Genomic DNA, 24799 nt, shown 5'->3' with positions numbered 1-24799 from the left:
CCATGGCGACCTGGCCAGGCTAGTGAGCGCATGGGTACGTGGTTGGGTCATCTCCCGGGCCGCGCCACCACCCGCTGAGGTACCCGGTGGATGGCGTGTCGACGTGGGACTCCACGCTCACCGCCTGCGGTACGTGCTACACGATCCCGATGAGCAGACCCTGACTTGGCTCGGCCGGCACCAGAACGCACCTGGAACCTGGATCAAGATCGCAGGAGATCCGACTTACTTGCGTGCTGCTCTCCCGCCCAAGTGGAAGCTTGCGGACACCGGCTACCTCATGACGACGACGTACCGGGGGGACTCCGACACAACTCCTGGATCGCCGTACACCGCACGGCTTCAGACCTCCGGCGATGTTGTCACCTCTATCGTTCTCGACCCCGAGGGGCAGGTCGCCGCGTCCGGCAGGCTCACGACTGCCGACGCGTTCGGGATCGTCGACCAGGTCGAAACCGCACCTGCGCACCGGCGCCGCGGACTGGGCAGCGTCGTCATGCGCTCGCTCGAGCCGCACGCCCTCCGACTTGGAGCGGACACCGGTGTCCTGGTCGCTACTGACGACGGTCGCCGCCTTTATCAAGCTCTCGGATGGACAGTTCGCACACCCGTCGCGGCCGCGTACATACCAGAGCCCAGAAGTGCCTGATCCCGTGCGCTCATCGGCTACTTGTTTCATTGGTCCGCGGCCGTGGCCCGGCCAGGCTTCGGACGAGGCCTGTTGTACAGTGCTGGCTCCCGCGCACACTGACGACCAGGCAAGACAAGGCCGCGCGTAAGACCATGAGCTCGTGGATCTACGTCGATGAGGGTGGGGCCGAATGACAAACAGCTGGTGGAGCGGCTTCCCTGTCGCAAGCGGTTCATCACTGGGCGAGCCCGTTCGGCCAGCCAGAGTTCAAGGTGCTGCTGCTGTGCGACCACGACAACGAGGCGGCGCTGTTGCGGCAGGAAATCGCCCCCGCAGTCCGTACACCCGGTAATACCGCCGCTGCTCGCGACACCGCCCGCCGTCCTGTTCAGGCGGATGAGCGGGATGTTTGCTCGGTCCGGACGGAGTGCGAGGCTGAACGCGTGGCTTCCCGATCGACGTACACGTTGATAGCCTCCGGCTGTCCGGCGGCTTGGTATGCACCTTGCGCGCATCGGTGTATGTGACGAACGGCGAAAGCGCGGTGCAGTGTCACCGAAGCGGGCTCTCCCTGCGGCAGGTCGACGAGATGCTCGCCCAGGTGCAGATTGTCGCCGGGCTTCTCGACTCGTACGCCCCGGACGCCTGCCAGGCCCTGAGCCGGCGCGACGCCCGCCGCCGGTGACGCCCGTATGAGCTTGGTGTCGGCGTTCGTACCGATCTGGATCCTTACCGCTGTCGGCTACACGGCCTGTCGTTGGGGCCTGCTGGGCGAGGCGGCGGCGTCGGTGCTCGGCCGGTTCGTGTTCCATCTTGCGATGCCGTCCGCCCTGTTCCTCGCCCTGTCCCGGATGCCGCTCTCCGGGTTCGCCGGCCGCTCGCTGCTCGCCTTTGGAGTGAGCACTGCCGCGGTCGTCGGGTTCGGGTGGGTCGGCGCGAGCTGGCTGTTCGGTCGCACGCCTGGCGAACGGCCGATCTGGGGCATGGCCGCCGGGTACGTAAACTCGGCGAACCTCGGCATCCCGATCGCAACGCAGGTCCTCGGCAACGTGTCATTCCTGGCGGAGGTGGTGCTGCTGCAACTGCTGGTGGTGACGCCCGTGATCCTGGTCGCCCTGGACCGGCACAGCGACCCGGCCGGACGGGTACGGGTCCGCCGTATCGCCTCCCTGCCGGTACGCAACCCTGTGATCCTGGCGTCGCTGCTCGGTGTCGCATGCTCGGCCGCCGGCCTGCGACTGCCGTCGACGGCCGACGCGTCGCTCACCCTGCTGTCGGGCGCCGCGGTGCCAGCCGCCCTCGTCGCGCTCGGCGCGTCACTGCACCGCACCGCGCCGTCGCGGGCAGAGCCAGCCGAGCTCGCCGAACTGGCCGTGATCACCGCGCTGAAGCTCGTCGCCCAACCGGTCATCGCGTACGCGGCCGGGCTTGCCTTGCACCTGTCCGCGCCGCAGTTGCTCGCCGTGGTGGTGTGCGCGGGCCTGCCGACAGCACAGAACACGTTCATCTACGCCCAGCAGTACGGCGTCGGCGAGGCGGTCGCCAACCGGGCGGTGGTGGTGACCACGACGCTGTCGCTGACCACCCTGGCCGCGGCGGCGACACTGCTCGGGTAGGTCCAACAGCTGACCCGGCCCTCTCGCTCACCGACCGGGAGCACTGGCTGGGGGAAAGGGAAGAGGGAACCGCCGACACCGCTGACTCGCGCCATGAGTACGAGAGCAAAGCCGAGCACCTCTGGTCCGGAACATCAGTGTGATCGAGACGCCCTCACGTCCCTGGCCCCTGGCCCTTTGACCAGGGCACCCTTCATGCGCCTCCGCCTACGCCGACACAGACGGCCCAGGGGAAGAAGGAATCTGAGCCAGAATCTTCCGTATGGGGTAAGGAACCGTGGTTGGAGCGACAAGTATGGGTGTGAGAACACCACCTGGACGATCGGCCCTGGATGCGCAGGGGTCGGCCGCAGACCGGCAGCGCCTAACTGAGTTGTTCTGCCGACATGGCGATGCGGTCTTCTCGTACGCCAGTGACCGACTGGGCAGCGAGGATGCGCGGGACCTCGTCAGCGAGGTGTACGCCGTGGCGTGGCGGCGCTTGTCGACCATCAAGGAAGGCCAGGAACGACCCTGGTTGTTCGGAGTCGCCCGACGCCTGGTGCTACAGCATCGGCGAAGCCGCGCGGGTCACGCAGCGTTGCAGGTGCGCCTGCAGTCCCAGGCCGACGAAATTGAGCACGGACCGTCCACTTGCCAGCGAGTCGACGTGATGGCGGCATTGGCGCAACTGCCAGAAACTGACCGCGAGGTGTTGCTGCTGCGGTACTGGTACGACCTCAACGGCAGAGAGTCGGCAAAGGTGCTGGGATGCACGACGACGACGTTCGCCGTGCGGCTACACCGGGCCCGTCGCCGTTTTGAGGACGCCTACGGACATCGGCAAGCAGAGCCGAGTTCGTCTCCGATCGGCGGTCTGACCGCGTACACGAAGGGGCTGGAGTGAAGCATTACGACGCAGCGACCGGGGACCTTGTCCGTCGCGCCCGACCCGACTCCCCGAACACGTTCACCACGAGCCCTCAGGGAGAGGCAGTGCTCGCTCGCGTCCTCGAATTGCCGCGGCAGCCTGAGAGGTCGTTGCGGAAGAAGCGGTTGCAATTCGTCGGAGCGGTCGCGGCTGGGGTTCTGGTTGCTGGTGGTGCGACCGCCGCGATCGGTGGATATCACGCGCCGGTGGCGCCGCCTGAGGCAATTCCTGCAAATGACCAGGCTTTCGTCTGCGCCACGGCTGGGATGCACCGGATGGGGGAAACAGGAGCTAACGCTGGCGAGGGTCCGGTCGATGCATGCAAGAGGTCGTGGAAGCGGATCTTCAGTGTCCCGGCCCCGGACCACATGTATGCCTGCGTGCAACGTATCGAGCCGATCTCTTCCCCACCAGGCACCGACTCCCCCTCACTCTCCCCCTCCCCCTCTCCTGAGGCGAGGTGGGGAAAGCTTATCTACGTTATCGATGGCGACCAGTTCAAGAACGCAGCCGAGACGTGCGGGTCGGTCAAGATGTTCGTTGCGCCGGAACGGGAATGAGCGGACGTGCCGGGTGACCGCACGTGCGGTCCTCGGCATCGTGCTCGGACTGATCTTCGGCTGGGCCGCCGCCGTGCGCCATCCTCAGGTCACCAGGCCGCTGCGGTAGGCGTGGACGACTGCCTGCACGCGGTCGCGCAGGCCGAGCTTGGCCAGGATGCGTGACACGTACGTCTTGACGGTCTCCTGGCTGATCACCAGCGTCGCCGCGATCTCGCCGTTCGACAGGCCGTTGGCGATGAGGCGCAGCACCTCGAGCTCGCGCGGCGTCAGCGCGGACTCAGGGTTCGCGCTCTCTGGGGGCCGGATCCGGGCCGCGTACCGGCCGACGAGCTGCCTGGTCACCTCGGGTGCCAGCAGTGCGGACCCGGCCGCGACGGTGCGGATGCCGTTCAGCAGCTGCGCGGTCGGGGCATCCTTGAGCAGGAATCCGCTGGCCCCGGCGCGCAGCGCCTCGTAGACGTACTCGTCGAGGTTGAACGTCGTCACCACGAGCACCTTGACGGGACGCGCCACCCCGGCGCCGGCGATCAGGCGGGTCGCCTGGATGCCGTCGAGCACCGGCATCCGGACGTCCATCACCACGACGTCCGGGTTCAGTCGGCCCGAAAGGTCGACGGCGGCCTGCCCGTCCGCGCACTCGCCGACCACCTCGAGGTCGGGCTGGGCGTCGATGATTGTCGCGAAACCGGTGCGGATCAGCGGCTGGTCGTCGCACACCAGGACCCGGAGCGGCGCACTCACGCCCGGCTCCCGGTAGGGATGCGCGCACGGACGACGAACCCGCCGTCCGCCCGCCGGTCCGCGCTGAACTCGCCCCCGAGGGCGTCCACCCGTTCACGGAGCCCGACGAGCCCCCGGCCGCTCCCCCCGGCAGGGCGCTGTCGGGCGCCAGCGGGTTCAGGGCTCACGCCCGCCGTACTGACCTCCACGGTGATCTCCCTGTCGTCGTAGCGCACGCGCACCGCAGTCGGGCTGCCGTGTGCGTGCTTGAGGGCGTTCGTCAGAGCCTCCTGCACCACCCGGTGGGCGACCAGCTCGGCGCTCCCGGCCGATTCCGACGGCGTGCCCTCCTCGGTGAGCTCCACCGGCTGCCCGGCCTGGCGGGTCTGCTCGACGAGCGTGCGCAGTTCCCGGAGCGATGGTGTCCGGGCAGCGGTGTCGTGGCCCGGGTCGAGCAAGTCCAGGAGATGACGTAGGTCGCCGATCGCCCGGCGGCCCGTGTCGGTGACCGCGTTCAGGGTCTTGTCGAGACGGTCGGGCGCGCCCGTCAGGTACCTGGCAGCCTCTGCCTGCACGACCATCGCCGTCACATGGTGGGTCACCACGTCGTGCAGCTCGCGGGCGATCCGCGTGCGTTCCGCGGTGCGGGTCTCTTCGGCGACCCGGAGGCGCCGTTCGGCCTCGGCTGCCCGGATGGCGCGCAGCCAGGAGCCCACGGCCCACACGAGGACCAGCGCCACGTAGAACGTCAGGTACCCGTCCGCCCGCTCGGCCCCGCCGACCAGGTCGAGCGCGACCGCCAGCACCACGTAGGCACCCGAGAGGAGGATCGCGACGGTGCGGCGACGGCGTTCCAGGTAGGCACCCGCGCTCAGCAACGCGATAGTGAGCCCGGCGCCCGCCAACGTGTGGTAACCCCGGAGCTGATCGAGGGCGAAGCCGAGGAACACCAGGACAAGGCAGGCGGCCGGCCACCGCCGACGAACGGCGAGCGGGAAGCACTGGAGGACGATCGCGACGACGGCCAGCGCGTCGAAGGGATGGGTCGGCAGCGCGCCGATCTCTGTCCCAAGCCCGTGGAACGCCGGCACGAACGATGCGATCGCCAGCACCAACGCGAGCGGCAGGTCCCGGACCGTGACGTCGAGCTGACGCCACCGGTCCAGGACCCGCCGGAGATCGGTCACCGAGTGAGCCTAGCGGCCACGTCCGCCCGGGCCGGGCGACGGACGGGGACCACGTGACCACGCCGGTAGGCCAGCCACATGAACGTGCCGGTGGCCAGCACGCCGAGCACCACCGCGTAGACACTGGCCTCCGGTCCGAAGTCGCCGCCCGTGACCAGCGCGGGACCCGAGATCGTCGCGTCCAGCAGGCCCTGCGCGGTGTTGCTGCCGGACACCTCGGTGCTGAAGATGGCGCTCGCGGCGATGTTCCAGCCGAAGTGCAGACCGATCGGCACCCACAGCTTGCGGGTGGCGATGTACGCGGCGGTCAGCATCCCGCCTGCCTCGATGGCGATAGCGATGGCACCCAACAGGGTGGCGTTCGCGTTGGCCAGGTGGATCAGGCCGAACAGCGAGCCGGTCAGCGCGAGCGCGACCCAGGTTCCGGTCCAGCGCTCGATGTTCCGGAACAGGACACCGCGGAAGACCAGCTCCTCGGCCACAGCGGCACCCGCCATGATCCCGAGCAGGCTGACGGCGCTCGCCGGCGCGCCCAGGCCGTTGATCGTGTAGTCACCGAAGAAGGCGATGTTCGTGAGCACTGCCCCGAACAGCGCGATGCCGAGCAGCGCGCCCCAGCCGATTCCGGCACCTGCTCCCTTCAGCGAGACCTCGACGGGGGCGCGGTGCTCGGTTCGCCGCACCACCCAGCCGTAGACCAGGACCCCGACGACGGCCGTCAGCAGGCCGGCGACGAGCGCCAGCCAGGGGGTGTCCTTCACCGCTGCCGTGCCCAGATTGCCGAGGATCCAGACCGCCGCAACCGCCAAGAGTTGCCATACCAGACGCACGATGATGACTCCTTGAGAAGCCGCGGCGGGAGCGTCGCGGGCTACCCCGAACGCTATGGATTTGCCCGCCCGAAGTAATCACCGCACGGTGGACATTCGCAGGTAGCTCGCACGGGGGACAGACTGTGCTGCACCGGGCAGCCCCGCCCGAACGTCAGCAGACGTCCTGGCTCGGCCTCGACGACGAGCAGTTCGCTGTTGTCGGTCGAACTGATCAACCGTGCCCTGCGGCGGCACCGCTTGCCAGTTGCCACATTTCATCGTTCCCGCACTCTGCGGTGATCTCGGCCGTCGCGTGAGCCGCGGCGAGGAAGTCGTTGACCAGCGGCGAGGTGCGCGATGCCGCCACCGCGAGGCACACCTGGTCGGGCGCCAGATCCGTGACGGGTACGTAGCTGACTACCGGGTGCGAGTAGAACACGGCTGCCGAACGGGCCAGGAACGAGATGCCCCGGCCGGCCGCGACATGTTCGAGCGTCTCGTCCACCCCGCGCACCAGGTATCCGGCGTTGGGGTGCGGGCGCTTGGTGGGCTGTGTGCTTGGGTCGGGATGCCAGAGCAGCGGCTCGCCGGCCAGGTCGGCCTCGGTGATCTGTGCCTTGCCGGCGAATCGGTGGCCGGCGGGCAGCACCGCCACCCGCGGCTCGGTGTACAGCAGGGTGACGCGCAGGCCGGTCTCGTCGATGGGCAGCCGCACATAGCCGACGTCGATGCGGCCGTCAAGCAGCATCGCGGCCTGGTCGTCGGACTCGATCCGCTGCACGTCCACGATCACGTCCGGGTGCCGGATGGCGAACTCCCGCACCGCCGCGGTGGCCGTGATGCCCGCGCGGAAGCCGACCATCAGTCGCTGGCTGCCAAGCGCGGCTTCGGTCACCCGGCGGCGGACCGCATCCGCGGAGGCCAGCAGCGGGCCGGCGTCGGTCAGCAACTGCCTGCCGGAGTCGGTCAGTTCCACGCCGTGGCTGTCCCTGATCAGCAGCGCGGTGCCGAGATCGTGTTCCAGCGCGCGGATCTGCCGGCTGAGCACCGGCTGCGCGATGTGTAGGTCATCGGCGGCGCGGCCGAAGTGCAGCCGGTCGGCGACGGCGACGAAGTAGCGCAACTTGCGCAGGTCCAGATCCATGGAGCCTCCCGGTCCGGCGATGCCTCCAGGGTATCGCAATCGCTGAAATAGGTCTTGGACACCTCGCTCAGGCCAGTGGCATGCTCAATAGGCACCTGATGGACCGGAGCGAATTAGGCACAAGAATTCGACATCGATATTTCGTAACAGGTCCCCAGAATTGGAATTAGCACGTACTGAGTTGGTCCAGGCCCGTCTCGTCATTTGATGGCATCGACGACACATCCGCTAACAACAGCGGGGTGGGCGGCGCTCTGTCCAGACATTCGATTCCAGAAAGCAGGCACTCCATGAGCAGCATCAGCATTATCGGCCTGGGGGGTATGGGCCGCGCCATTGCCGCCCGCGCGGTCGAGGGCGGCCACGCCGTCGAGGTCATCGGTCGCGACGCGGCCAAGGCCAGGGACCTGGCCGCCGCGCTCGGCGGCGGCGCCACGGCCGGGACGTTCGGCGCCGTCCCCGCCGGCGACATCGTCATCCTTGCCGTGCCGAACACCAGCGCCGTGCCGGTCGTTGCCCAGTACGGGGACATGCTGGCCGGCAAGGTCATCATCGACATCACCAACCCCATGAAGGCCGACGCCACCGGGCTGACCACCTCAGACGGCACCTCCGCCGCGCAGGAGATCGCCAAGGCCGCGCCGGCCAGCGCGCACGTCGTGAAGGCGTTCAACACCGTCTTCGGCCACGTCCTGGCCCAAGGCCGCCCACTGGACGTGCTCTTCGCCGGCGACGATGCGCGGGCCAAGGCGAGCGTGTCGGCGTTCATCGAGAGCCTCGGGTTGCGCCCCCTGGATGCCGGCGGCCTGGAGATGGCGCACTGGCTGGAAGGGACGGGCCTGCTAATGGTCAACCTGGCCCGCCACGGCGTGGGGGACTTCAACTTCTCCCTCGGCGTCAGCAATCTCGGCTGATCAACACCCGCACCACCACTTCTCGCGTCACATCACTCACAACGGAGCAGCAGGATGCGCGTTTTCGTCACTGGCGGGACCGGCCATTCCGGTTCGTACATCGTCCCCGAGCTCATCGCCGCTGGGCACGAGGTAACCGGCCTGGCCCGGTCGGACAATGCCGCGGCGGCGCTGTCCGCGCTCGGCGCGAAGGTGCGTCGCGGCGACCTCGGGGATCTCGACGGGCTCAAGGAGGCGGTTGGGGACTCCGACGGCGTGATCCACGTTGCGCACCGGCAGGACCTGCTCTTCTCCGGCGGAATCCACGCCGTGGCCGCCGCGGAGGTCCCGATCATGCTCGCCTATGGTGAGGCACTGGCGGGAACCGGGAAGCCGCTGGTCGCGGCGGGGAGCATCGGCTCGCCCGGGCAGGGATTCCTGGGCCGGACGGCTACCGAGGAGGACCCGGCCCTTCCCAGTGGCGATGAGCACAAGGGCACTCTGCGGGCTCGTAACGTGGTGGAATCCACCGTAATCGGCCTCGCCGAGCGGGGCGTACGGTCTTCGGTCGTGCGGATCGCCAACATCGCGCACGGCACCACCGATCGTGCCGGCTTCCTCCCGACGCTGATCGCGCTCGCGAAGGAGAAGGGCTTCATCGGTTACCCCGGGGACGGCGCGAACCTGTGGAATGCCGTGCACATCCGCGATGTCGCCTCCTTGTTCCGCCTGGCGCTGGAGAAGGGCCCGGCCGGCAGATACTGGCACGCGGTCGACGACGGGGGCATCCCGTTCCGCGAGATCGCTGAGGCCATCGGCGACCGTCTGGGCCTGCCCGCCGTGAGCGTTCCCGTGGACGAACTGGTGCTGCCGGGATACTTCGGGTTCCTCGCGAACATCGTCACGCAGAGCTACCCGGCGTCCAACCTCGTCACCCGCCGGACCCTCGGCTGGGAACCCGCTCAGCCCCGCCTGCTCGCCGATCTGGACAACGGCCACTACTTCCCCGCCAGCTGACGGCAAGGACCCGGGTCTCAACGAGTAGGTACATGACGAGGAGGCGGCTCAGAATATGACGACTGTGGGATTCATCGGCAGCGGCGCCATCGGCAGCACCATCGCCCGACTCGCCGTCGAGGCCGGGCATCAGGTCGTGCTCAGCAACTCACGCGGTCCCGAAACGCTCGCGGACACGGTCGCGGGCGTCCGCGGCGACCAGCGGGGAAGCCGCGGCAGCTGGTGACATCGTCGTGATCACGGTGCCGGTCAAGGCCTTCGCCCACCTGCCCGCCGCGCCACTGGCCAGGAAGACGGGGGTACAGCGTGCTGGACGTGATCGGGCCGTCATTGGCCTTCCATCGGAACGGGAGCAGACCTGGTAGTTCCGCGGTCATCGCTGGGCTGCCGAGGAGATGACGCGGGGATGGCGTTGTCGATGAGGACGGCGGCGATGGCGGCGGCGGTGGGGAAGGCGTCGGCGTTGAGAACCCGGGTCCGGGCCGCGGCGCCGTCGATGAGCAGCGCGAGCTGCTCGCCGAGCTGTTCAGGGTTGGCGGCGCCGGCTTCCCGGGCGGTGTCGGCGAGCCGCGCGGCGACGGCTTCCTTGTAGGCGCGCGCGTACTGGGATGCGGCGTGCTGAGGGTCGTGGAGTTCGACGGCGGCGCCGATGTAGGGGCACAGGGGGGTGGTGGGAGGGACGTCGAAGGCGGCGAGGAGCCGCTCGCGGGGCGTGAGGTCGGTGCGGTCGAACACGCCGGACAGGACGGAGGGGTCGAACCGGCGCAGGTACTCGGCGACGAGTTCGTCCTTGCCGGTGAAGTGCTGGTAGGCCGTGCGCTTGGACACCTGGGCCGCCGCGCAGAGCTGGTCCATGCCGGTGCGGTTGATGCCCTGCTCGCGGAACAGCTGCTGGGACGCGCTGAGGATGCGCTCGCGGGCACCCCGGCCGCGGCGGCGACCCTGGGGGCCCTTCTCCAGTTCCGTCATGGGTCCATCGTACCCCAGCTGGGTAACGACCGGTGTACATAGGTTGCGCCCCGGCCGCCCACCCGATACCGTAAGCACACAGAGCGGTGTACATAACGTCGTCGCCTCAGGTGCGCACGGCATCACCAACCCAAAGGAGCGATCATGGGAAAGCTTGACGGCAAGGTAGCGGTCATCACTGGCGGCACCACCGGCATGGCGCTGGCCGGCGCGAAACTGTTCGTCGACGAGGGAGCGCACGTCTTCATCACCGGCCGCCGCCAGGACGCCCTGGACGAGGCCGTGAGGCAGATCGGCCGCAACGTCACCGGCGTCCAGGGCGACGCCGCCAACCTGGACGACCTGGACCGCCTGTACGACACCGTCAAGCGGGAGAAGGGCAGCCTCGACGTCCTGTGGGCCAGCGCCGGCGGCGGCGAGCCCGCCCCGCTCGGCGAGATCACCGAGGCCCAGTTCGACACCTGGTTCGGGCTCAACGCCCGGGGCACCCTGTTCACCGTCCAGAAGGCCCTCCCGCTCTTCAACGACGGCGGCTCCATCCTCATGACCGGCTCCAACGCCTCCCTCGGCGCCTTTCCCGGCTGGAGCCTCTACGCCGGCAGCAAAGCCGTCCAGCAGGCCTGGGCCCGCGTCTGGCTCAACGAACTGCGCGACCGCAAGATCCGGGTCAACGTCCTGACCCCCGGCCAGGTCGCCACCGCCAAGCAGGAAGAACTGTTCGACGAGGCAACCAAGGCCGCATTCGAGTCCCTCATCCCCCGCGGCCACATGGGCCGCCCCGAAGAAATCGCCACCGTCGCCCTGTTCCTCGCCTCCGACGACTCCAGCTACATCAACGGCCTGGAACTGGTCGCCGACGGCGGCACCACCGCCATCTGAACCACGACAGAGCGATACCTCGAGAACAGGAAGAGAGCAGACCTCATGAGCAGCATCACCCTCATCGGTACGGGGAACATGGCCCGCACCATCGGCACGCTCGCGGTGGCGGGCGGCAACACCGTCGAGGTCATGGGACGCGATCAGTCCAAGGTCGATGACCTGGCCAAGGCTCTGGGCGGCGGCGCCACGACGGGAAAGTGGGGCGCTGTCCCGGCCGGGGACATCGTCATCACGGCCCTGTTGTACGACGGTGTCGTTCCGGTCGTCGCCGAGTACGGAGACGCCCTCGCGGGCAAGGTCATCGTCGACATCAGCAACCCCTTCAACGCCACGTTCGACGGACTGGCCCACAGCGAGCAGACCTCGATCGCGCAGGAAGTTGCCAAGGTGGCCCCGACCAGCGCCAGCGTGGTGAAGGCATTCAACACCATCTTCCGTAATGTCCTGGAGAAGGGCCGACCCAACGTCTTCATCGCTGGTGACAACGCGCAGGCAAAGGCGGGCGTGGCGGCGTTCATCGAGAGCCTCGGGCTGCGCCCGCTGGACGTCGGCGGCCTGAAAATGGCGCACTGGCTGGAAGGAATGGGCGTGGTCACGGTGGGCCTCGCCGGCAACGGGGTCGGCCACTGGGACTTCGCCCTCGGCGTCAACGAATTCACCGGCTGAGCCCCGGGGCCGAGCAGTCGGTGAACAGGAAGCCGTACGCCCTGACAATGGTTGCTGGAGCACCGACTCGCTGATGTCGGATACCAAGGGATGCTTCTATAACTGTCAAGTGGTGCTGGTAGCTGGTTGGGCGCTGTTGCTCGATTGACCCGCGTTGTATTCGATCAGTGATCGCCGAACATCGACCGGCTCGTGGGACAGGTTGTCAGGCGGTCGCTCGTGCGTAGCGCTCGGCGAGCCGGCGCAGGTGCGTGCGGAGTTCGGGCGGCCCGGTGACGTCGAAGTCTTCGCTGAGCAGGCCCAGGTAGACGCCGAGGGTCTCGACCGTGTCCGCACCGGTGTGCAGGACACAAGTGTGATCGTCGATCCGTTCGACCGTGCCGACCGCCGGGCTGATCCGGTCGGCGACGACCTCGGCGGGCGCGTGCACGGTGACCTGTGCCCGGTATCGCCAGGCGGCGGCGGACACCCGGCGCGACACGTACGCAGCGACGTCCTCGTCGGGCAGGTCGCGCGGTACGAAGCGAGGTCCCGTCGGGGTCCGCGGTTGCATCCGGTCGACGCGAAAGGTCCGCCAGTCGCGCCGGTCGACGTCCCACGCCAGTAGGTACCAGCGGCGAGCCCAGTTGACTAACCGGTACGGCTCGACGGTGCGCAGCATCGCCGTACCGGCGTGATCGTGGTAGTCGAAGCGGAGCCGTTCCGAGTCGCGGCAGACCGCGGCCAGGGTGGTCAGGACCGACGGGTCGACGGTTGGGCCGGGGTCGTTGCGGGGGACCGAAACGGTATAGGTCTGCAGGGTCTTGACCCGGCGCCGCAGTCGGGACGGCAACACCTGCTCCAGCTTCGTCAGCGCCCGCAGGGACGCTTCCTCGATTCCGGCGATGGCGCCGCCGGTCGCCGTGCGCAGGCCGACCGTCACGGCGACCGCTTCCTCGTCGTCGAGCAGCAACGGCGGCAGGGCCGCGCCGGCGCCGAGGCGGTAGCCGCCAACGGCGCCGCGCGTGGCCAGGACCGGGTAGCCGAGGCTGCGCAGCCGTTCCACGTCGGTCCGCACGGTCCGCCCGCTCACCCCGAGGCGTTCGGCGAGTTCGGCGCCGGTCCAGTCACGTGGGGTCTGCAGGAGGGAGAGCAGCCGCAGCAGGCGGGCGGAGGTTTCCAACATTCCTCAAGGATCGCAGATAATTAGGAGCAATCTCTTCCTAATAACCTGGCAGAGTCGATGACATGACCGAGATCCGCGAATTCCGCATCGCATCCGGCAGGCCGACCTGGACGACCTCACCGAGCGGCTCGCCCGGGTCCGCTGGACCAACGAGCTGCCCGACGCGGTACGGCGCGCACGGCAACGACGCCGGCTCGCTCATCTCGCCCGAAGTGGGCCGCCGCGATCCCGAGCACGTCATCGGCGTACACGTCACCCAGCTCTTCGCATTCCCGTCCGGCGACCCGGCCGAGCTGGCCGGACTCTCGGAGGCGGACCAGCAGAAGGTCCAGTTCCGGCAGCGGTGGCTGGACCATGGCGGCACGTACGACAAACTGCGGTCCACCGCGCCGCAGGCCCTCGCCGACTCCCGGTCGGCCAACTCGGCTGGCATGCGCAACTGCTCGGCCTGAACCTCGACCCGGACTACGTGCTGACCAACTACGAGGACTTCCATGCGGCTGACGAGCCGACCGAGCCGACGACCGTGCCGCTCGGGTTGGCCAACTTCGCCTGGGACTTCCCGTCGATCCGCCCGTTCGCCGATAGGGACCACAAGAACATCGTGTCCTGGCACGTGTACGACAAGGGCAACCACTTCGCCGCGCACGACGCCCCCGACCTGCTGGTGCGCGACATCCGTGGCTTCTTCCGCCAACTCCACCGACCCACACCCAGCAGGTACGCGCGGCGGGCGCCCGCCGCGCGTACCCCTGATCTCAACCCTTCGGGAAGGCCACCCGTGCAGACCCTGACCCGCCGCGCCCTCAACCGCGCCACCCTCGAGCGGCAGCTGCTCCTGCGCCGCGCCGACCTCACCCCGCTGCAGGCCATCGAACACCTCGTCGGCCTGCAAGCCCAGACCCCGCACACCTGGTACGTGGGGCTGTGGACCCGGCTCACCGAGTGCCGACCCGAGGACATCGGCGCGCTGCTCACCCAGAGACGGGTGGTGCGGATCGCGCTCATGCGCTCGACGATCCATCTCGTCAGCGCGTCCGACGCGCTGGCGCTACGCCCGCTCGTGCAGCCGGCGCTGGACCGCGACCTGTTCACCAACCAAACACACGGCCGGTCCATGCGCGGACTGGACACCGCAGACCTCGTCGAGGCAGGCCGGGAACTCCTCGACGAGCAGCCGCGCACCCCGGGCGAACTGGGCCGGTTGCTGGCCCAGCGGTGGCCAGACCGGAACCCAGCGAGCCTCGCCTACGCGGTGCGCAACCTGCTGCCGGTCGTGCAAACCCCGCCGCGCGGCGTATGGGGCGCCAGTGGCCAGACCGTCCACGCGCCGCTCGAATCGTGGGTCGGCGCGCCGCTGCGCACCGACCAGCCGATCGATCAGATGCTCCTGCGATACCTGGCCGCGTTCGGCCCGGCGACCGTACGCGACGCGCAGACCTGGTGCGGTCTCACCCGGCTGGCGGAGGTACTCGACCGGCTCCGGCCCCGCCTGGCCACGTTCCGCGACGAGAACGGCCGCGAACTGTTCGACCTACCCGACGCACCCCGACCCGACCCCCAGGTCAGCGCGCCTGCCCGGTACCTGTACGACTTCGACAACCTGCTGCTGTCCCACCACGACCGTACGAGGGTGGTCACCGACGGCCTCCGCCGGCAGAACTTCGTCCCGCATGGTTCCGTTCCCCGCCTGGTACTCCTCGACGGTTTCACCGCAGCAACCTGGACGTTCGCCACGGTACGAGGCGCGGCGACCCTGACCGTGCACCCGTTCGAACCACTGTCCGCGGCCGACAGCGAGGCATTGACCACCGAGGGCAGCAAGCTGCTGGAACTGCTCGCCCCCAAAGCGTCACACGAAATCCGTCTCACCGCATCGACCTGAGGACCTTCCCGCCCTCGATGTCGGCGAATCAAGCTTTCCCGAACTCCGGCCAAAGGGTTGCAAGTGGGACCGACGTCAGCTGCTCCGAAGCAGATCCCACCGGCTGCCCGCGATGTCGAGGAAGAGTCGAGCGATGACGCCCGCGCGGATCAGCGATGATTTCCCCACTCCCGACGGACCGACGATAGCGACGATCCGCGTCGCTGCCGCCGACCCCGGGCGCTCCAGCCGGTGCAGCACGTCTCTTGCCTCGCGGTCGTGTTGGCGATTGGGCCTGGCCCGATCGTCGTCGCGCAGAGGTCATAGCGTCCGCAGCCATCCGACACCATCGAGGCTGAAGATCAAGTTAGTGGTGCGGCAACGGCAGCGCGTACCCGGTCTCCTCCGCCAGCCGTGCCGCGCGGTCGTCGAGCCGCAGCGCCTCGGCCGCGTCCCCGGCCTCCTCTGCGGCACGGGCGAGGATGCGGGAAACCCGGATCTCGATCGGCTGGTAGCCCGAGCGGGCCGCTAGGGCCAATGCCGCCCGGCCGTGCCGGCCTGCGGCAACCGGATCATCCGCAGCCAACGCTGCTGCGGCGAGGCCGGTCAGGGCCGTCGCCTCGCCCCAGCAGAAGCGGGTACGCCGCGCCAGATCGAGCGCCCGGCCGTGCTGCTCGGCCGCCTCGCTCAGGTGTCCCAGCGCCAGCAGCACCCGTCCCAGCGCGTCCACCGCCCACGCCTCGGTGCCTTCGTCGCCGATCTCCCGGGTCAGCGTCACCGCCCGCTCGGCGTCGGCGAGAGCCTTCTCTGCCCGACCGGTGTCACACCAGAGCAGCGCCCGACCGGCGAGAGCGGTCGCCTCGCCGTAGCGGTAGCCGAGATCCTGGTTGGCGACGAGTGCACGGGCATAGAGGTCATCGGCGCCGGTGTGGTCGCCCCGGTCCCGGCGCACGTTCGCCAGGTCCACCAGGAGCACGGCCACGTTGTAATGCGCTCCAGCGCGCTCACCCCGTTCGAGGGCCGCCGAGAAGTGCGCGTCGGACTCCACGAAGGCGCCGAGCTGCCAGTACGAGAACCCGAGGTTGGCCAGTGACATCGCTTCGCCGCCGTCGTTGCCTGACTGACGGCTGAGCGCCAGTGAGAGGCGGGCGCAGTGGATCGCCGCTCGCGGGTCACCCAGGCGCTGGTGGACCGCGCTGAGGTTGTTGAGGATGCCGTTACGACCCTCCTCCCAGTCGTCCACATCTGTGCAGAGCAGTCCGTCGAGCAGATGCTGGCGTGCCTCCTCGTACCGGCCGCTGTTGACCTGTGCGAGCGCGATGCTCTGGTGCATCGCGGCCTGGGCCTGGGCGTCGTTCTCGGCCTGGGCCGCGGCGAGCGCCGCCATCGCCGTGGTCAGCCACTCCTCACGGCGACCCCGCTGGTGGAAGTAGGCGCGCATCGCGTCGGTGAGGTTCCAGGCGAACCGTCGGGGTCCGTGCAAGGCGGTCTGCTCCACCGCTGCGGTGAGGTTTGCCGACTCGGCGTCGAGCCAGGCTAGGGCCGCATCGGTGTGGGTGAACGGGTCCGTGCCCGGCGGGCGTGGCAACCGCACGAAGTGCGGAATGACCCGGCGGCCCGCAGCGTCCGCCATGCCCAGGTAGTGGTCGAACAACCGCTGCCGGGTCGCCTCCCGGGTCGCCTCGGCCTCCTCCTCGGTGACCCGGTCCACGGCATAGCGACGCAGCAGGTCGTGGAAGCGGTAGCGATCTCCAGGGTCCCGTTCCAACAGGTGCGCCGCGGCCAGCGCGCGCAGCCGTTGGGTGGCGGTGGCCGCCGGCACGCCCGCGAGCGCACCCGCCGGACCGGCGGTGATGCTGGGCCCAGGCACCAGGCTGAGCCGACGGAACATCTCCCGCAGCGAGGCCGGTAACGCTCGGTACGACAGGGAGAAGGCCTTCGTCACGGCGCCCTCCTCGACGCCGTCGACGGTGAGCCCGCCCAGCAGATCCCCGTCGGTCAGCTCCCGGACCAGCCCGGCGATGTCCGGTCCGCCCGGCGTCTGGACGTTCGCCGCGGCAATGCGCAGTGCCAGGGGCAGGTAACCGCAGAGCCGGGCCAGCTCGGCCGCCGCGGTCGCCTCGCTCTGTACGACCGAATCGCCGAGCAGCGTTGCCAGCAGGCGTACGGACGCCACTGGCGTAAGCACCTCCAGCGGGAGCGACCGCGCCCCGGCTCGCACCACCAACTCGCCGAGGCGGTGCCGACTGGTGACCAGGACCGTGCCTGAGGACGGGAGTAGCGGCAGCAACTGGCCGACGTCGCGGGCGTTGTCCAGGACCAGCAGCACGTCTCGGTCGGCCAACAGCGAGCGGAACAGTGCCGCACGGGCGTCCACGTCGTGCGGCACCGCTCTCGGGTCGACCCCGAGCGCCGTCAGCAGTTTGGTAAGCGCCGCTTGCGGCGGCACCGGCTCCCGGTCGGCGTCGAAGCCCCGCAGGTCCAGGTACAGCTGCCCGTCGGGAAACGCCGCGCTGACCTGGTGCGCCCAGTACAGCGCGAGAGCTGTCTTGCCCACCCCGGCGGTGCCGCTGACCACCCAAATCCGGGTGCCGTCGGCTGGTTCGGTCAGCCCGGCGTTGAGCCGGGCCAACTCCAGATCCCGGCCGGCGAGGTGCGGGATGTGGTGGGGCAGCCCGTCAGGGCGAACCGGCGCGGAGCCCGCTCCCCCGCCTGGTCGGGCGGCTTCAGCGGACAACTCCAGGGTCGGGTCAGCACGGAGGATCAGTGCCTCAAGCGTGCGCAGGGCCGGCGCCGGGTCGAGGCCCTGCCTGTCAGCGAGTTGATCGCGGACCTGCCGATAGGTGGCCAGCGCGTGCCCTGCGCGGCCCTCCCGATAGAGGGCGAGCATGAGCTGCCCCACCAACCGCTGCCGGCCGGGATGCCCGGCCACCGGGTCGATCAACTCGTCGACGACCTGGCGGGAACGGCCCTGCCGCAGCAGCACATCGGCCCGATCCTCCACTGCCGCCCAGCGGGCCTCGCACAGGCGCGCGCAGAGCCGATGGCGCACCTGCTCGTCGGCCACGTCGGCGAGCGGTTCGCCGCGCCACAGAGCCAACGCCTGGTCGAACAGGTCCACCGCGGTGTCGTCGTCGGCGGTACGGGCCTGCGCGACCAGTGCGGCGAACTGGTGCGCGTCGACCGCGAGTGGATCGATCCGTAGCAGGTAGCCGGGCTCGCGGCCGATCAACTCCACCGGCGCCCCGGCCTGCCGTAGCGCGGCGCGCAGTCGCGAGATCAACGCCTGGACGGTGCCTCGGGCGCTGCGTGGCGGTTCCTGACCCCACACCAGGTCGATCAGCCGGTCCACCGACACCAGTCGATCGGGCTCGAGCAGCAGCACCGCGAGGACCAGTCGGGGCTGACGCCCGCCGAGGTCGATCCGAGCGCCCTGCGCCCACGCCTCGACCGCGCCCAACACCCGGAACTCCATCGACCTGCCCCCTCTCCGCGAGTATGCCGGCCCCCCTGTGGTGGTCTGCAAGCCGTTTGCAAAGCTCCTGCATCCGCGGTTGCGGATCATTACGCCTACCCCAACCGACGGTCAAACGAGCCGTCCGGTTTAGACGTGCGGTCGATACCAGCCGCGCTCACCTCGAACGGGGACGGCGAATACCTGAACTCACGCGGTCGCCAACCCGCGGCGACCAACCGGTCCACGGGAAGGAATTTCGTGCTCTTGCGTCATCACACGATCCGCGCCGGCTCGCTCGCGTTGGCGATGACTTTGGCTCTCACCGGCTGTGGTTTCGACAGGACCGACCAAACAGAGGGTGCCACCAAGGATTCGAAGGACACGATCGGCGCCGCGCCGGGTCAGCCAGAGCCGATCGGCGCCGCCATCGCGAGTCGTGACATTCAGATCAGCGAAGGTGGCAACCTCTTTTCGGTCAAGGTGGACTTGTACCAGCTGCGGCGAGACAACGGGTTCGTCAATCTCAGCATCCGATTGACCTGCACGGATGCCGTGGGCAGCCCGAACCGCTGGCAGATCGGGAGCGCCTTTCAAGGTGACACCATCTCGTTGGCCTTCTCGGGTGCGACGCTTATCGACCGAAAGAACCGCAAGCGGCACCTGGTGGCCCGGACGGGCGAACCGGACGCGAAACCCGGTCAGGTGAAGTACCTCGCTTCGTCCGACCTCCAGTCGGTATTCGTTCAGGCCGGTCAGTCGGTGGACCTGTACGCCATGTTCGGCGCCCCGCCGGATGATGTCACCGCCGTCGATGTTGTCGTTCCCCGCGTTCCGGTCTTCGAGAATGTCCCGCTCGGTTAGCCGGCAGGTGGCGCCGGTGGCGATCGTACTGGCCCTCCTGCTGGTCAGTGATCCGGCAGCCGCCTGGTCCGCGCCGACGTCCCCGGACGCGGTCCTGCCCGGACCATCGCGTGAAATCGGCGATCCGGTGAGCAGCCCGATCCTCGACATTCAGGCGCCGATCGAGGACGTCTTTCTACGTACCGAGGACCTCGACGGCACCACCCGAGAGGCGGAATCCGGTGGGCGCATCGAGCTGACCCTGGCGGCGGACGTGCTTTTCGCATTCGGCAAAGCCGATATTTCGCCGGCGGCTCGTACCCGGCTGGCCGAGATCGCGACGCGACTGCGCGAGCAGGCCACCGGCACGGTCCAGATCTTTGGACACACCGACTCGGTGGGTGGCGACGGGGCCAACCTGGCGTTGTCCCGCCGGCGAGCCGAGGCGGTTCGAGACGCTCTGGCCCCGGCACTCGTCGACAGCCAACTCACCTACGCGGTTGCGGGCTTCGGGGAGACGCGACCCGTCGCGGCGAACACCGTAGCGGGCAAGGACAACCCGAGGGGCCGGGCCAGCAACCGACGGGTCGAGATCCGATTCGACAAATGATCCATTCGTGTACGGGCACGGCGGGACCAGGTCGGGCTGACCCATTGGTCGGGCTGCTGCGGGGATGCGGGAACTGACGGACTCGGCCCCGCTCGGCGCCACAGTAGGTCCCGCCGAGCCCACTTCTGGGAGTGGTTGTGTCGAGTATCAGCGCCCGCCTGCCCGAGCTGCTCCGTAAGGCGCTGTCACCAGCTGGTGAAGTCTGGCAGCCGCCCCGTCGGGGCAGTCGTCCGACATGTCGGTCTGATGGCTGCTTCGGCCGCCGCATGCCCCGGTGGTGGTGATCCCGGTCACCTCCGCCATCCGGCCATTGGCGGTGGCCGAGGTCGGGCGGCAGGGTCGGGGTCGGCGTCATCTCGCCGACCTCGTCGTTCGAGCAGGTCAGGAGCGTTCGTTGCCCGCCCACCGGCGTCCCCGCCAACCCCGTTCGGCCGCGCTGCCCGTCGCGACCGGAGCCCTCGCCGCCCTGCTGCTCGGTGGAGCGGGCGTCGGTTTCGCGGTGATCGGCGACGCCGGGACCGATTCCGGCGGGGCACTGCCGGCGCGGGCCGCCGACAGGCAGGAACGGTGGTTGGCACCGACCACGTCCACACCGGGACTTCCGGCGACATCCAGCGCGGACGTCGTCTCCGGCCGGTCTCCCGCCGACATCGCCCCACCGACCGTTCCGGTGGCCCAGACCGAGTCGCTGCCCCGGTCGAGCGCCGACCCTACGACCGCGCACCCCGCGACCGGCGCACCGAAGCCGACAGCCACCCGGCCGGCCACCAGGCCACCGACCGCGACGCCGACGGTGCGCCCGACACCCGGAGCCACCGGCACCCCCTCGTCGCCGCCGCCGACCACCACTCCCAGCCCGTCCGGCAGCCCCACCTCGCCCCCGCCCACACCTGATCCGACCCCGTCGGGAGGCACGCCGGAGCCGAGCAGTCCGGCGCCCAGCGGCTCCCCCTCGACCAGGCCGGCGTCGCCACCGGCAAGCCCCACGGGCACGCCGACGCCGGACGCCTCCTGACGGTCGCCGCTGGCGGAGCGGGGCCTACGCGGAGGATGCGTTCGGTGTGGTGGCGCGGTGCGGGAGGTCGCCGGGGCGACAGGCTTCGAGGTCGGTCCCGGCCGACGGAAAATTGTGCGGCGAAAATGGTAATCCGATCGCGGAGAAAACGTCGCGGAGATGGCGGAGCGGGGTTTCGGCGACATTCAGCCGACCCGTTCGGCACGCTCTCTTAAGGAACGATTAAAGGCCTGTCAGGCGCGAGGAAAAAGCGCCTAACATACCTGGGCCGTTGCCGTCTGGCCGGCTTTGTCGTGCCTTCCGCTTCCCCTGGGAGAGTTCAGTGTCGTACCCCTCGTTCGGTCAACCCGCCGCGAGCCCGCCGCCGTCACGCCCGGGTCTTCTGGCACGGGCCGTCCGAAGCTGGTGGGGCATGGCCGCCGGCGCGGTGCTCGCCGTGACGGTCGTCGCGGGCACGGCCGTGTACCTGGCCGACGCTCCCACCGCTCAGCGGACGACGGACGCCGCGAACGCGCTCGACGAAGGCGCGCTGCCGACGGCGCTGGCGGGGCCGGTCGGCTCGTCGGCGGCCACGTCCGCGACGCCGCCCCCCGCCGCCTCCCCGTCCGGGAAGCCGTCGACCTCGGCGGGCCCGACCGGCGCCGCGAAGCCGGTCGCCAAGGGCGGCTGGATTTCGGTCGACCCAGCGGCCTGGAAGGCGCAGGCCGACGCGTACAAGGCCATGAAGACCGACCCCGTTCCGGCCGGCGTGGGCAATCTTCCGGAGTTCCGAGCGGACTGCCAGTACAGCCACCGACGGCCGGACGACCCGATCGTTGCCCCCGGCCTGCCGGGGGCGTCGCACATGCACTCCTTCGTCGGCAACAAGGGTGTCGACGCGGACACCGTGGCCGAGGATCTGATGATGTTCACGGCCAGCACCTGCAAGCCGGCGCAGGACCACTCCGCCTACTGGGTGCCGACGCTCTACGACAACGCCACCGGCAAGCCGGTGGAGACCACCGGATTCCGGGTCTACTACCGCTCCCTGCGAAACAACTCGAGCGGCCAGATGCCGATGCCCAACGGCATGCGGATGATCAGCGGTGACGCCAAGAAGAAGGTGCCGACGCCGCGGGGCGCGAGCGGTCAGTTCTACTGCGCCCACTACGGGCCCGGTGACCTCGACGGCATCGCCCGCAGCACCAACGGCAACTGGCCGATCTGCGGTGGGAACGCCACGCTGCACTTCATGATGCAGTTTCCGGACTGCTGGGACGGCAAGCACCTGGACAGCCCCAATCACAAGGCCCACGTGGCGTACGGCAGCAACGAGGGCTGCCCGTCCAGCCACCCGGTGCGGATCCCGGCGATCACCTTCGACATTCAGTACGGGGTGAAGGGCACCCCGGCGGGCTATTACCTCTCCTCGGACAAGGAGGGGAAGAGCGCGTCGTCGATGCACGGTGACGCCTTCGTGATGTGGGACGTCCGCACGATGAACAAGCAGACCAAGAACTGCATTCTGCAGCGCAAGACCTGCGACAACGACAGCTACGACGGGTAGCCGGAGCGGGGGCGGGCCCTGCCGTGTGCCGGCCCCCGTTCGCTGCGCTGGTTCGGGTGTCCCGCCCCGTCAGCGCTGCAGTGTGAACAGGCCCGGCCGGCCGCTCCAGTCGTCGTACTGCACGGTGTTGGCGCCGTCGGCGGTGGAGAAGGTGTACATCTACAGCGCCCACCGAAATCAACTAACTCCCCGCACCGGGCAGTGTGGAACGGAGACGTGGGCGGTGACGATCCGCCAGCCGACGGGCAGGCGTACCCAGGTCTGGGTCTGCCGCCCGGTGGGCGCGCCGCCGGCGTACCCGAAGCGGGTCGTCACCACCGCGAGGTCCCTGCCGAACGTGGTGACCGCCGGGTCCACCAGCCGGCGACCGGCCGGCAGTGGCGGCTGAGTGGCCCGCCACTCGCGTTGCTCGTCCAACCCGTACTGGTGGTCGGCGAGGCCGAACCGCACGGTCCGCTCGGAATCCCAGAAGTACGCGCAGATCCGGTCCGCGTCGCCGTCGACCAGCGCCCGCTCGTAGTCGGCGAAGGCCGCCGCCACCTCAGCCACGACGTCGGTCCGGTCGATCTCCATCCGGTACGTCCCTTCGATCCGTCGGGTCGGGCATCGGGCCGGCCCGGTCGGGAGCCGTGACCTTCCGACCGGGCTCGCCCACTCAGCCGGGCAGCGCGGACGTTCTCCGGTCGGTGTCCGTCCGCTCGCTGGCGAGGTCAGCTCGATCGGGCTGCTGGTCCGGTTCGCCCTCCTCCGCGTCGGGCTCGCGGGGCGTCGGGCGGCCGAGCGCGAAGACCGCACAGATCACCGCCACGAAGAGATAGCCCAGTGCCACCTGGCCGTTGGCGTTCCACTCGATCCGCTCGCTATGGATCAGCCCGATGAACGACAGCACCGCGCCGGAGCCGGCGAAGATCGCGGCTCGGACGAAGCCCCTGTCGATGATGAAGACCACCACCGCGCCGAGCACCAGCCCGGCGAGGATCGCGCCCTGACCGAGCACCAGCAGCCCGTCGTAGATCACCCCGGCACCGTTGAGCGCGTCGTCGCCGACCGCCGCGGCGGTGGTGCCGGCCGCGGCCAACGCGTTGTCGATCTGACCGGTCGCCCAGGCCGCGATGTTCGGGATCAGCGCGGCGACCACGGCGGCGGCGTGCGCCCGGGGGGTGGCCTGGAAGGCCTGCGCCCCGATCAGCAGCCCGATGTAGAGCAGGATCGGCACGATGGCCGCCGTCGGGAAGATCGCCCCGAGCAGCCCGAACATGCCGAGGAAGCAGAGCACCGCGATCACCACACCGGTCGCCATCGAGTACCCGCTGCGTCCACCCGCCGCCTTCCAGCCCGGGTGCCCGACGTAGACGGCCGGCGGGAACGGCGAGCCGAGCGCGGCGCCGATCACCGCGCCCGCACCGTCGGCGAGCAGCACACTGCGCAGGTTGTAGTTGTCCCCCGCGGTGGCCGCGCTCTCCACGTTGGTCATGCCCTCGGTGAAGTTGTAGACGCCGAGCGGGATCGCCGTCGCCAGCAGGGGTGCCATGTCGGCCAGCCCGGCGCCGAGCAGGTCCAGCTTGAACGAGGGTACGGCGACCGCGATGTCCCGGGCCGCGGCCGTGACGTCCGGTACCGACATCGCCCCGCCGGCCCAGCCGATCGCGGTGCCGAGCAGGAGCGCGGCGAGCCCGATCGGGAAGTTGAACGGCAGTTTCACGTCGGTGAGCAGGCCGATCAGCAGCAACGCGAAGACCGGTAGGGCGACCCAGGCCATCCGCCACATCTGACCGGCCGGGTTCATCGAGATGAAGGTGATGGAGATCCCGGCGAGGGTGCCGAGCAGCGCGGCCCGGGGCGCGTACCGGCGGATGTAGGGCCCCACGAACGCGCCGATCAGCACGATCACGCCGATGATGAAGGCCCACGCCAGCCCGGCCTCCCAGGCCCGCACCGGGTCCTGGGTACGCAGGTAGATCGGAAGCATGATGACGAAGATGACGATGAACATGTGCGGCACGCTCGGCCCGTACGGCAGGGCGGTCACGTCGGTGCGGTTCTCCCGTCGGGCCAGCCGGCGTGCCAGGTAGGTGTAGTAGATGTTCCCGGCGACCAGGGCGATGCCGAGCGCCGGCAGGATCGTGCCGAACACCTCCCCCTCGGGAAGGTTCACCACGGCGAGGCAGAGCCCGGTCAGGGTGAGCACGTTGACCAGGACGTTGACGCCGAAGCCGAAGAATGCGTTGGTGTCGCCGCGTACCCAGTACGGGAGCGGGGCGACTGTCGGTGTGGTCGAGGCCATGACTACTC

General features: G+C 69.4%; 25 protein-coding genes. 14 read left to right on the top strand and 11 right to left on the bottom strand.

All coding sequences use genetic code 11. The annotated features are described in order from the left end of the window. The first annotated feature begins 103 nt into the window (after window positions 1–103). From V6U86_RS14475 to V6U86_RS14460, 4 genes are all read left to right on the top strand, one after another. Entirely contained in the window at window positions 104–649 is a 546-nt protein-coding gene (locus V6U86_RS14475; RefSeq protein WP_334503195.1) for a GNAT family N-acetyltransferase, read from the top strand. A 505-nt stretch (window positions 650–1154) separates the two neighbouring features. After that, a complete protein-coding gene (locus V6U86_RS14470) occupies window positions 1155–1316 on the top strand; it encodes a hypothetical protein (protein WP_334503193.1) in 162 nt (53 codons plus the stop codon). A 7-nt stretch (window positions 1317–1323) separates the two neighbouring features. After that, window positions 1324–2247, top strand: a complete 924-nt coding sequence (locus tag V6U86_RS14465) for an AEC family transporter (RefSeq protein ID WP_334503191.1) — start codon at window positions 1324–1326, stop codon at window positions 2245–2247. A gap of 295 nt (window positions 2248–2542) precedes the next feature. Beyond that, complete coding sequence (locus V6U86_RS14460) at window positions 2543–3133, top strand: RNA polymerase sigma factor (protein WP_334503189.1); 591 nt, start codon at window positions 2543–2545, stop codon at window positions 3131–3133. Between the two features lie 668 nt (window positions 3134–3801). Here V6U86_RS14460 and V6U86_RS14455 read toward each other — a convergent pair. The 4 genes from V6U86_RS14455 to V6U86_RS14440 all read right to left on the bottom strand — a co-directional run bounded on the left by V6U86_RS14455 (window position 3802) and on the right by V6U86_RS14440 (window position 7583). Continuing rightward, a complete protein-coding gene (locus tag V6U86_RS14455) occupies window positions 3802–4461 on the bottom strand; it encodes a response regulator transcription factor (RefSeq protein ID WP_334503187.1) in 660 nt (219 codons plus the stop codon). Further along, the gene (locus V6U86_RS14450) at window positions 4458–5627 is read right to left on the bottom strand and encodes a sensor histidine kinase (RefSeq protein WP_334503185.1); all 1170 of its coding nucleotides are present in this window, start codon (window positions 5625–5627) and stop codon (window positions 4458–4460) included. The genes V6U86_RS14455 and V6U86_RS14450 overlap by 4 nt, the downstream gene beginning before the upstream one ends. After that, entirely contained in the window at window positions 5624–6457 is an 834-nt protein-coding gene (locus V6U86_RS14445) for a CPBP family intramembrane glutamic endopeptidase (protein ID WP_334503183.1), read from the bottom strand. Before V6U86_RS14445 ends, V6U86_RS14450 begins: the two co-directional genes overlap by 4 nt. A gap of 214 nt (window positions 6458–6671) precedes the next feature. Next, entirely contained in the window at window positions 6672–7583 is a 912-nt protein-coding gene (locus tag V6U86_RS14440; protein ID WP_334503181.1) for a LysR family transcriptional regulator, read from the bottom strand. 290 nt (window positions 7584–7873) lie between these two features. Between V6U86_RS14440 and V6U86_RS14435 the strand changes: the two genes are divergently transcribed. The 3 genes from V6U86_RS14435 to V6U86_RS14425 are packed head-to-tail and all read left to right on the top strand — an operon-like array spanning window position 7874 to window position 9719. Then, window positions 7874–8497, top strand: coding sequence for an NADPH-dependent F420 reductase (locus tag V6U86_RS14435; protein WP_334503179.1), 624 nt, complete (start codon window positions 7874–7876; stop codon window positions 8495–8497). Window positions 8498–8551: 54 nt separating this feature from the next. Next, window positions 8552–9493, top strand: a complete 942-nt coding sequence (locus V6U86_RS14430; protein WP_334503177.1) for an SDR family oxidoreductase — start codon at window positions 8552–8554, stop codon at window positions 9491–9493. Between the two features lie 55 nt (window positions 9494–9548). After that, a complete protein-coding gene (locus V6U86_RS14425; protein ID WP_334503175.1) occupies window positions 9549–9719 on the top strand; it encodes an NAD(P)-binding domain-containing protein in 171 nt (56 codons plus the stop codon). Window positions 9720–9820: 101 nt separating this feature from the next. Here the strand turns inward: V6U86_RS14425 and V6U86_RS14420 are convergent, their stop codons facing one another. Then, a complete protein-coding gene (locus tag V6U86_RS14420; protein WP_334503172.1) occupies window positions 9821–10462 on the bottom strand; it encodes a TetR/AcrR family transcriptional regulator in 642 nt (213 codons plus the stop codon). Between the two features lie 144 nt (window positions 10463–10606). Here V6U86_RS14420 and V6U86_RS14415 point away from each other — a divergent pair, with 144 nt between their 5' ends. Then, window positions 10607–11341, top strand: coding sequence for an SDR family NAD(P)-dependent oxidoreductase (locus tag V6U86_RS14415; protein ID WP_334503169.1), 735 nt, complete (start codon window positions 10607–10609; stop codon window positions 11339–11341). A 45-nt stretch (window positions 11342–11386) separates the two neighbouring features. Continuing rightward, entirely contained in the window at window positions 11387–12010 is a 624-nt protein-coding gene (locus V6U86_RS14410) for an NADPH-dependent F420 reductase (protein WP_334503167.1), read from the top strand. A gap of 205 nt (window positions 12011–12215) precedes the next feature. Here V6U86_RS14410 and V6U86_RS14405 read toward each other — a convergent pair whose 3' ends face one another. Then, window positions 12216–13175 (bottom strand): helix-turn-helix transcriptional regulator, encoded by a 960-nt coding sequence (locus V6U86_RS14405; protein ID WP_334503164.1) that lies wholly within the window; start codon window positions 13173–13175, stop codon window positions 12216–12218. Between the two features lie 62 nt (window positions 13176–13237). On the opposite strand from V6U86_RS14405, the gene V6U86_RS14400 reads away from it, so the two are divergent. Together V6U86_RS14400 and V6U86_RS14395 are read left to right on the top strand one after the other, a co-directional pair. Then, entirely contained in the window at window positions 13238–13627 is a 390-nt protein-coding gene (locus V6U86_RS14400; protein ID WP_334503162.1) for a hypothetical protein, read from the top strand. Further along, complete coding sequence (locus V6U86_RS14395; protein WP_334503160.1) at window positions 13519–15060, top strand: winged helix DNA-binding domain-containing protein; 1542 nt, start codon at window positions 13519–13521, stop codon at window positions 15058–15060. Before V6U86_RS14400 ends, V6U86_RS14395 begins: the two co-directional genes overlap by 109 nt. A gap of 75 nt (window positions 15061–15135) precedes the next feature. On the opposite strand, the gene V6U86_RS33385 is transcribed toward V6U86_RS14395, so the two are convergent. Continuing rightward, window positions 15136–15357, bottom strand: coding sequence for an nSTAND1 domain-containing NTPase (locus V6U86_RS33385; RefSeq protein WP_442934940.1), 222 nt, complete (start codon window positions 15355–15357; stop codon window positions 15136–15138). A 49-nt stretch (window positions 15358–15406) separates the two neighbouring features. Beyond that, window positions 15407–18514: an AfsR/SARP family transcriptional regulator gene (locus tag V6U86_RS14390; RefSeq protein ID WP_334503158.1), complete on the bottom strand. Its 3108-nt coding sequence runs from the start codon at window positions 18512–18514 to the stop codon at window positions 15407–15409. A gap of 240 nt (window positions 18515–18754) precedes the next feature. Here V6U86_RS14390 and V6U86_RS14385 point away from each other — a divergent pair, with 240 nt between their 5' ends. Both V6U86_RS14385 and V6U86_RS14380 read left to right on the top strand, forming a co-directional pair. Beyond that, the gene (locus tag V6U86_RS14385) at window positions 18755–19357 is read left to right on the top strand and encodes a hypothetical protein (RefSeq protein ID WP_334503155.1); all 603 of its coding nucleotides are present in this window, start codon (window positions 18755–18757) and stop codon (window positions 19355–19357) included. A 16-nt stretch (window positions 19358–19373) separates the two neighbouring features. Then, window positions 19374–19946 (top strand): OmpA family protein, encoded by a 573-nt coding sequence (locus tag V6U86_RS14380; protein ID WP_334503153.1) that lies wholly within the window; start codon window positions 19374–19376, stop codon window positions 19944–19946. A gap of 381 nt (window positions 19947–20327) precedes the next feature. Here V6U86_RS14380 and V6U86_RS14375 read toward each other — a convergent pair whose 3' ends face one another. Further along, complete coding sequence (locus V6U86_RS14375; RefSeq protein ID WP_334503151.1) at window positions 20328–20939, bottom strand: hypothetical protein; 612 nt, start codon at window positions 20937–20939, stop codon at window positions 20328–20330. A 434-nt stretch (window positions 20940–21373) separates the two neighbouring features. Here V6U86_RS14375 and V6U86_RS14370 point away from each other — a divergent pair, with 434 nt between their 5' ends. Continuing rightward, entirely contained in the window at window positions 21374–22507 is a 1134-nt protein-coding gene (locus V6U86_RS14370) for a DUF1996 domain-containing protein (RefSeq protein WP_334503149.1), read from the top strand. 177 nt (window positions 22508–22684) lie between these two features. On the opposite strand, the gene V6U86_RS14365 is transcribed toward V6U86_RS14370, so the two are convergent. Together V6U86_RS14365 and V6U86_RS14360 are read right to left on the bottom strand one after the other, a co-directional pair. Next, window positions 22685–23080 carry an AtzH-like domain-containing protein gene (locus tag V6U86_RS14365; RefSeq protein ID WP_334503146.1) on the bottom strand — a complete coding sequence of 132 codons (396 nt, stop codon included), beginning with the start codon at window positions 23078–23080 and terminating at the stop codon, window positions 22685–22687. An 82-nt stretch (window positions 23081–23162) separates the two neighbouring features. Continuing rightward, window positions 23163–24791 carry a regulator gene (locus V6U86_RS14360; protein ID WP_334503144.1) on the bottom strand — a complete coding sequence of 543 codons (1629 nt, stop codon included), beginning with the start codon at window positions 24789–24791 and terminating at the stop codon, window positions 23163–23165. Between the last annotated feature and the right edge of the window lie 8 nt (window positions 24792–24799).

The organism is Micromonospora sp. CPCC 205558 (genome assembly GCF_036902955.1).
In the GTDB taxonomy this organism is placed as follows: Bacteria; Actinomycetota; Actinomycetes; order Mycobacteriales; family Micromonosporaceae; genus Micromonospora.
This window is presented reverse-complemented; position numbering and strand designations above follow the sequence as displayed.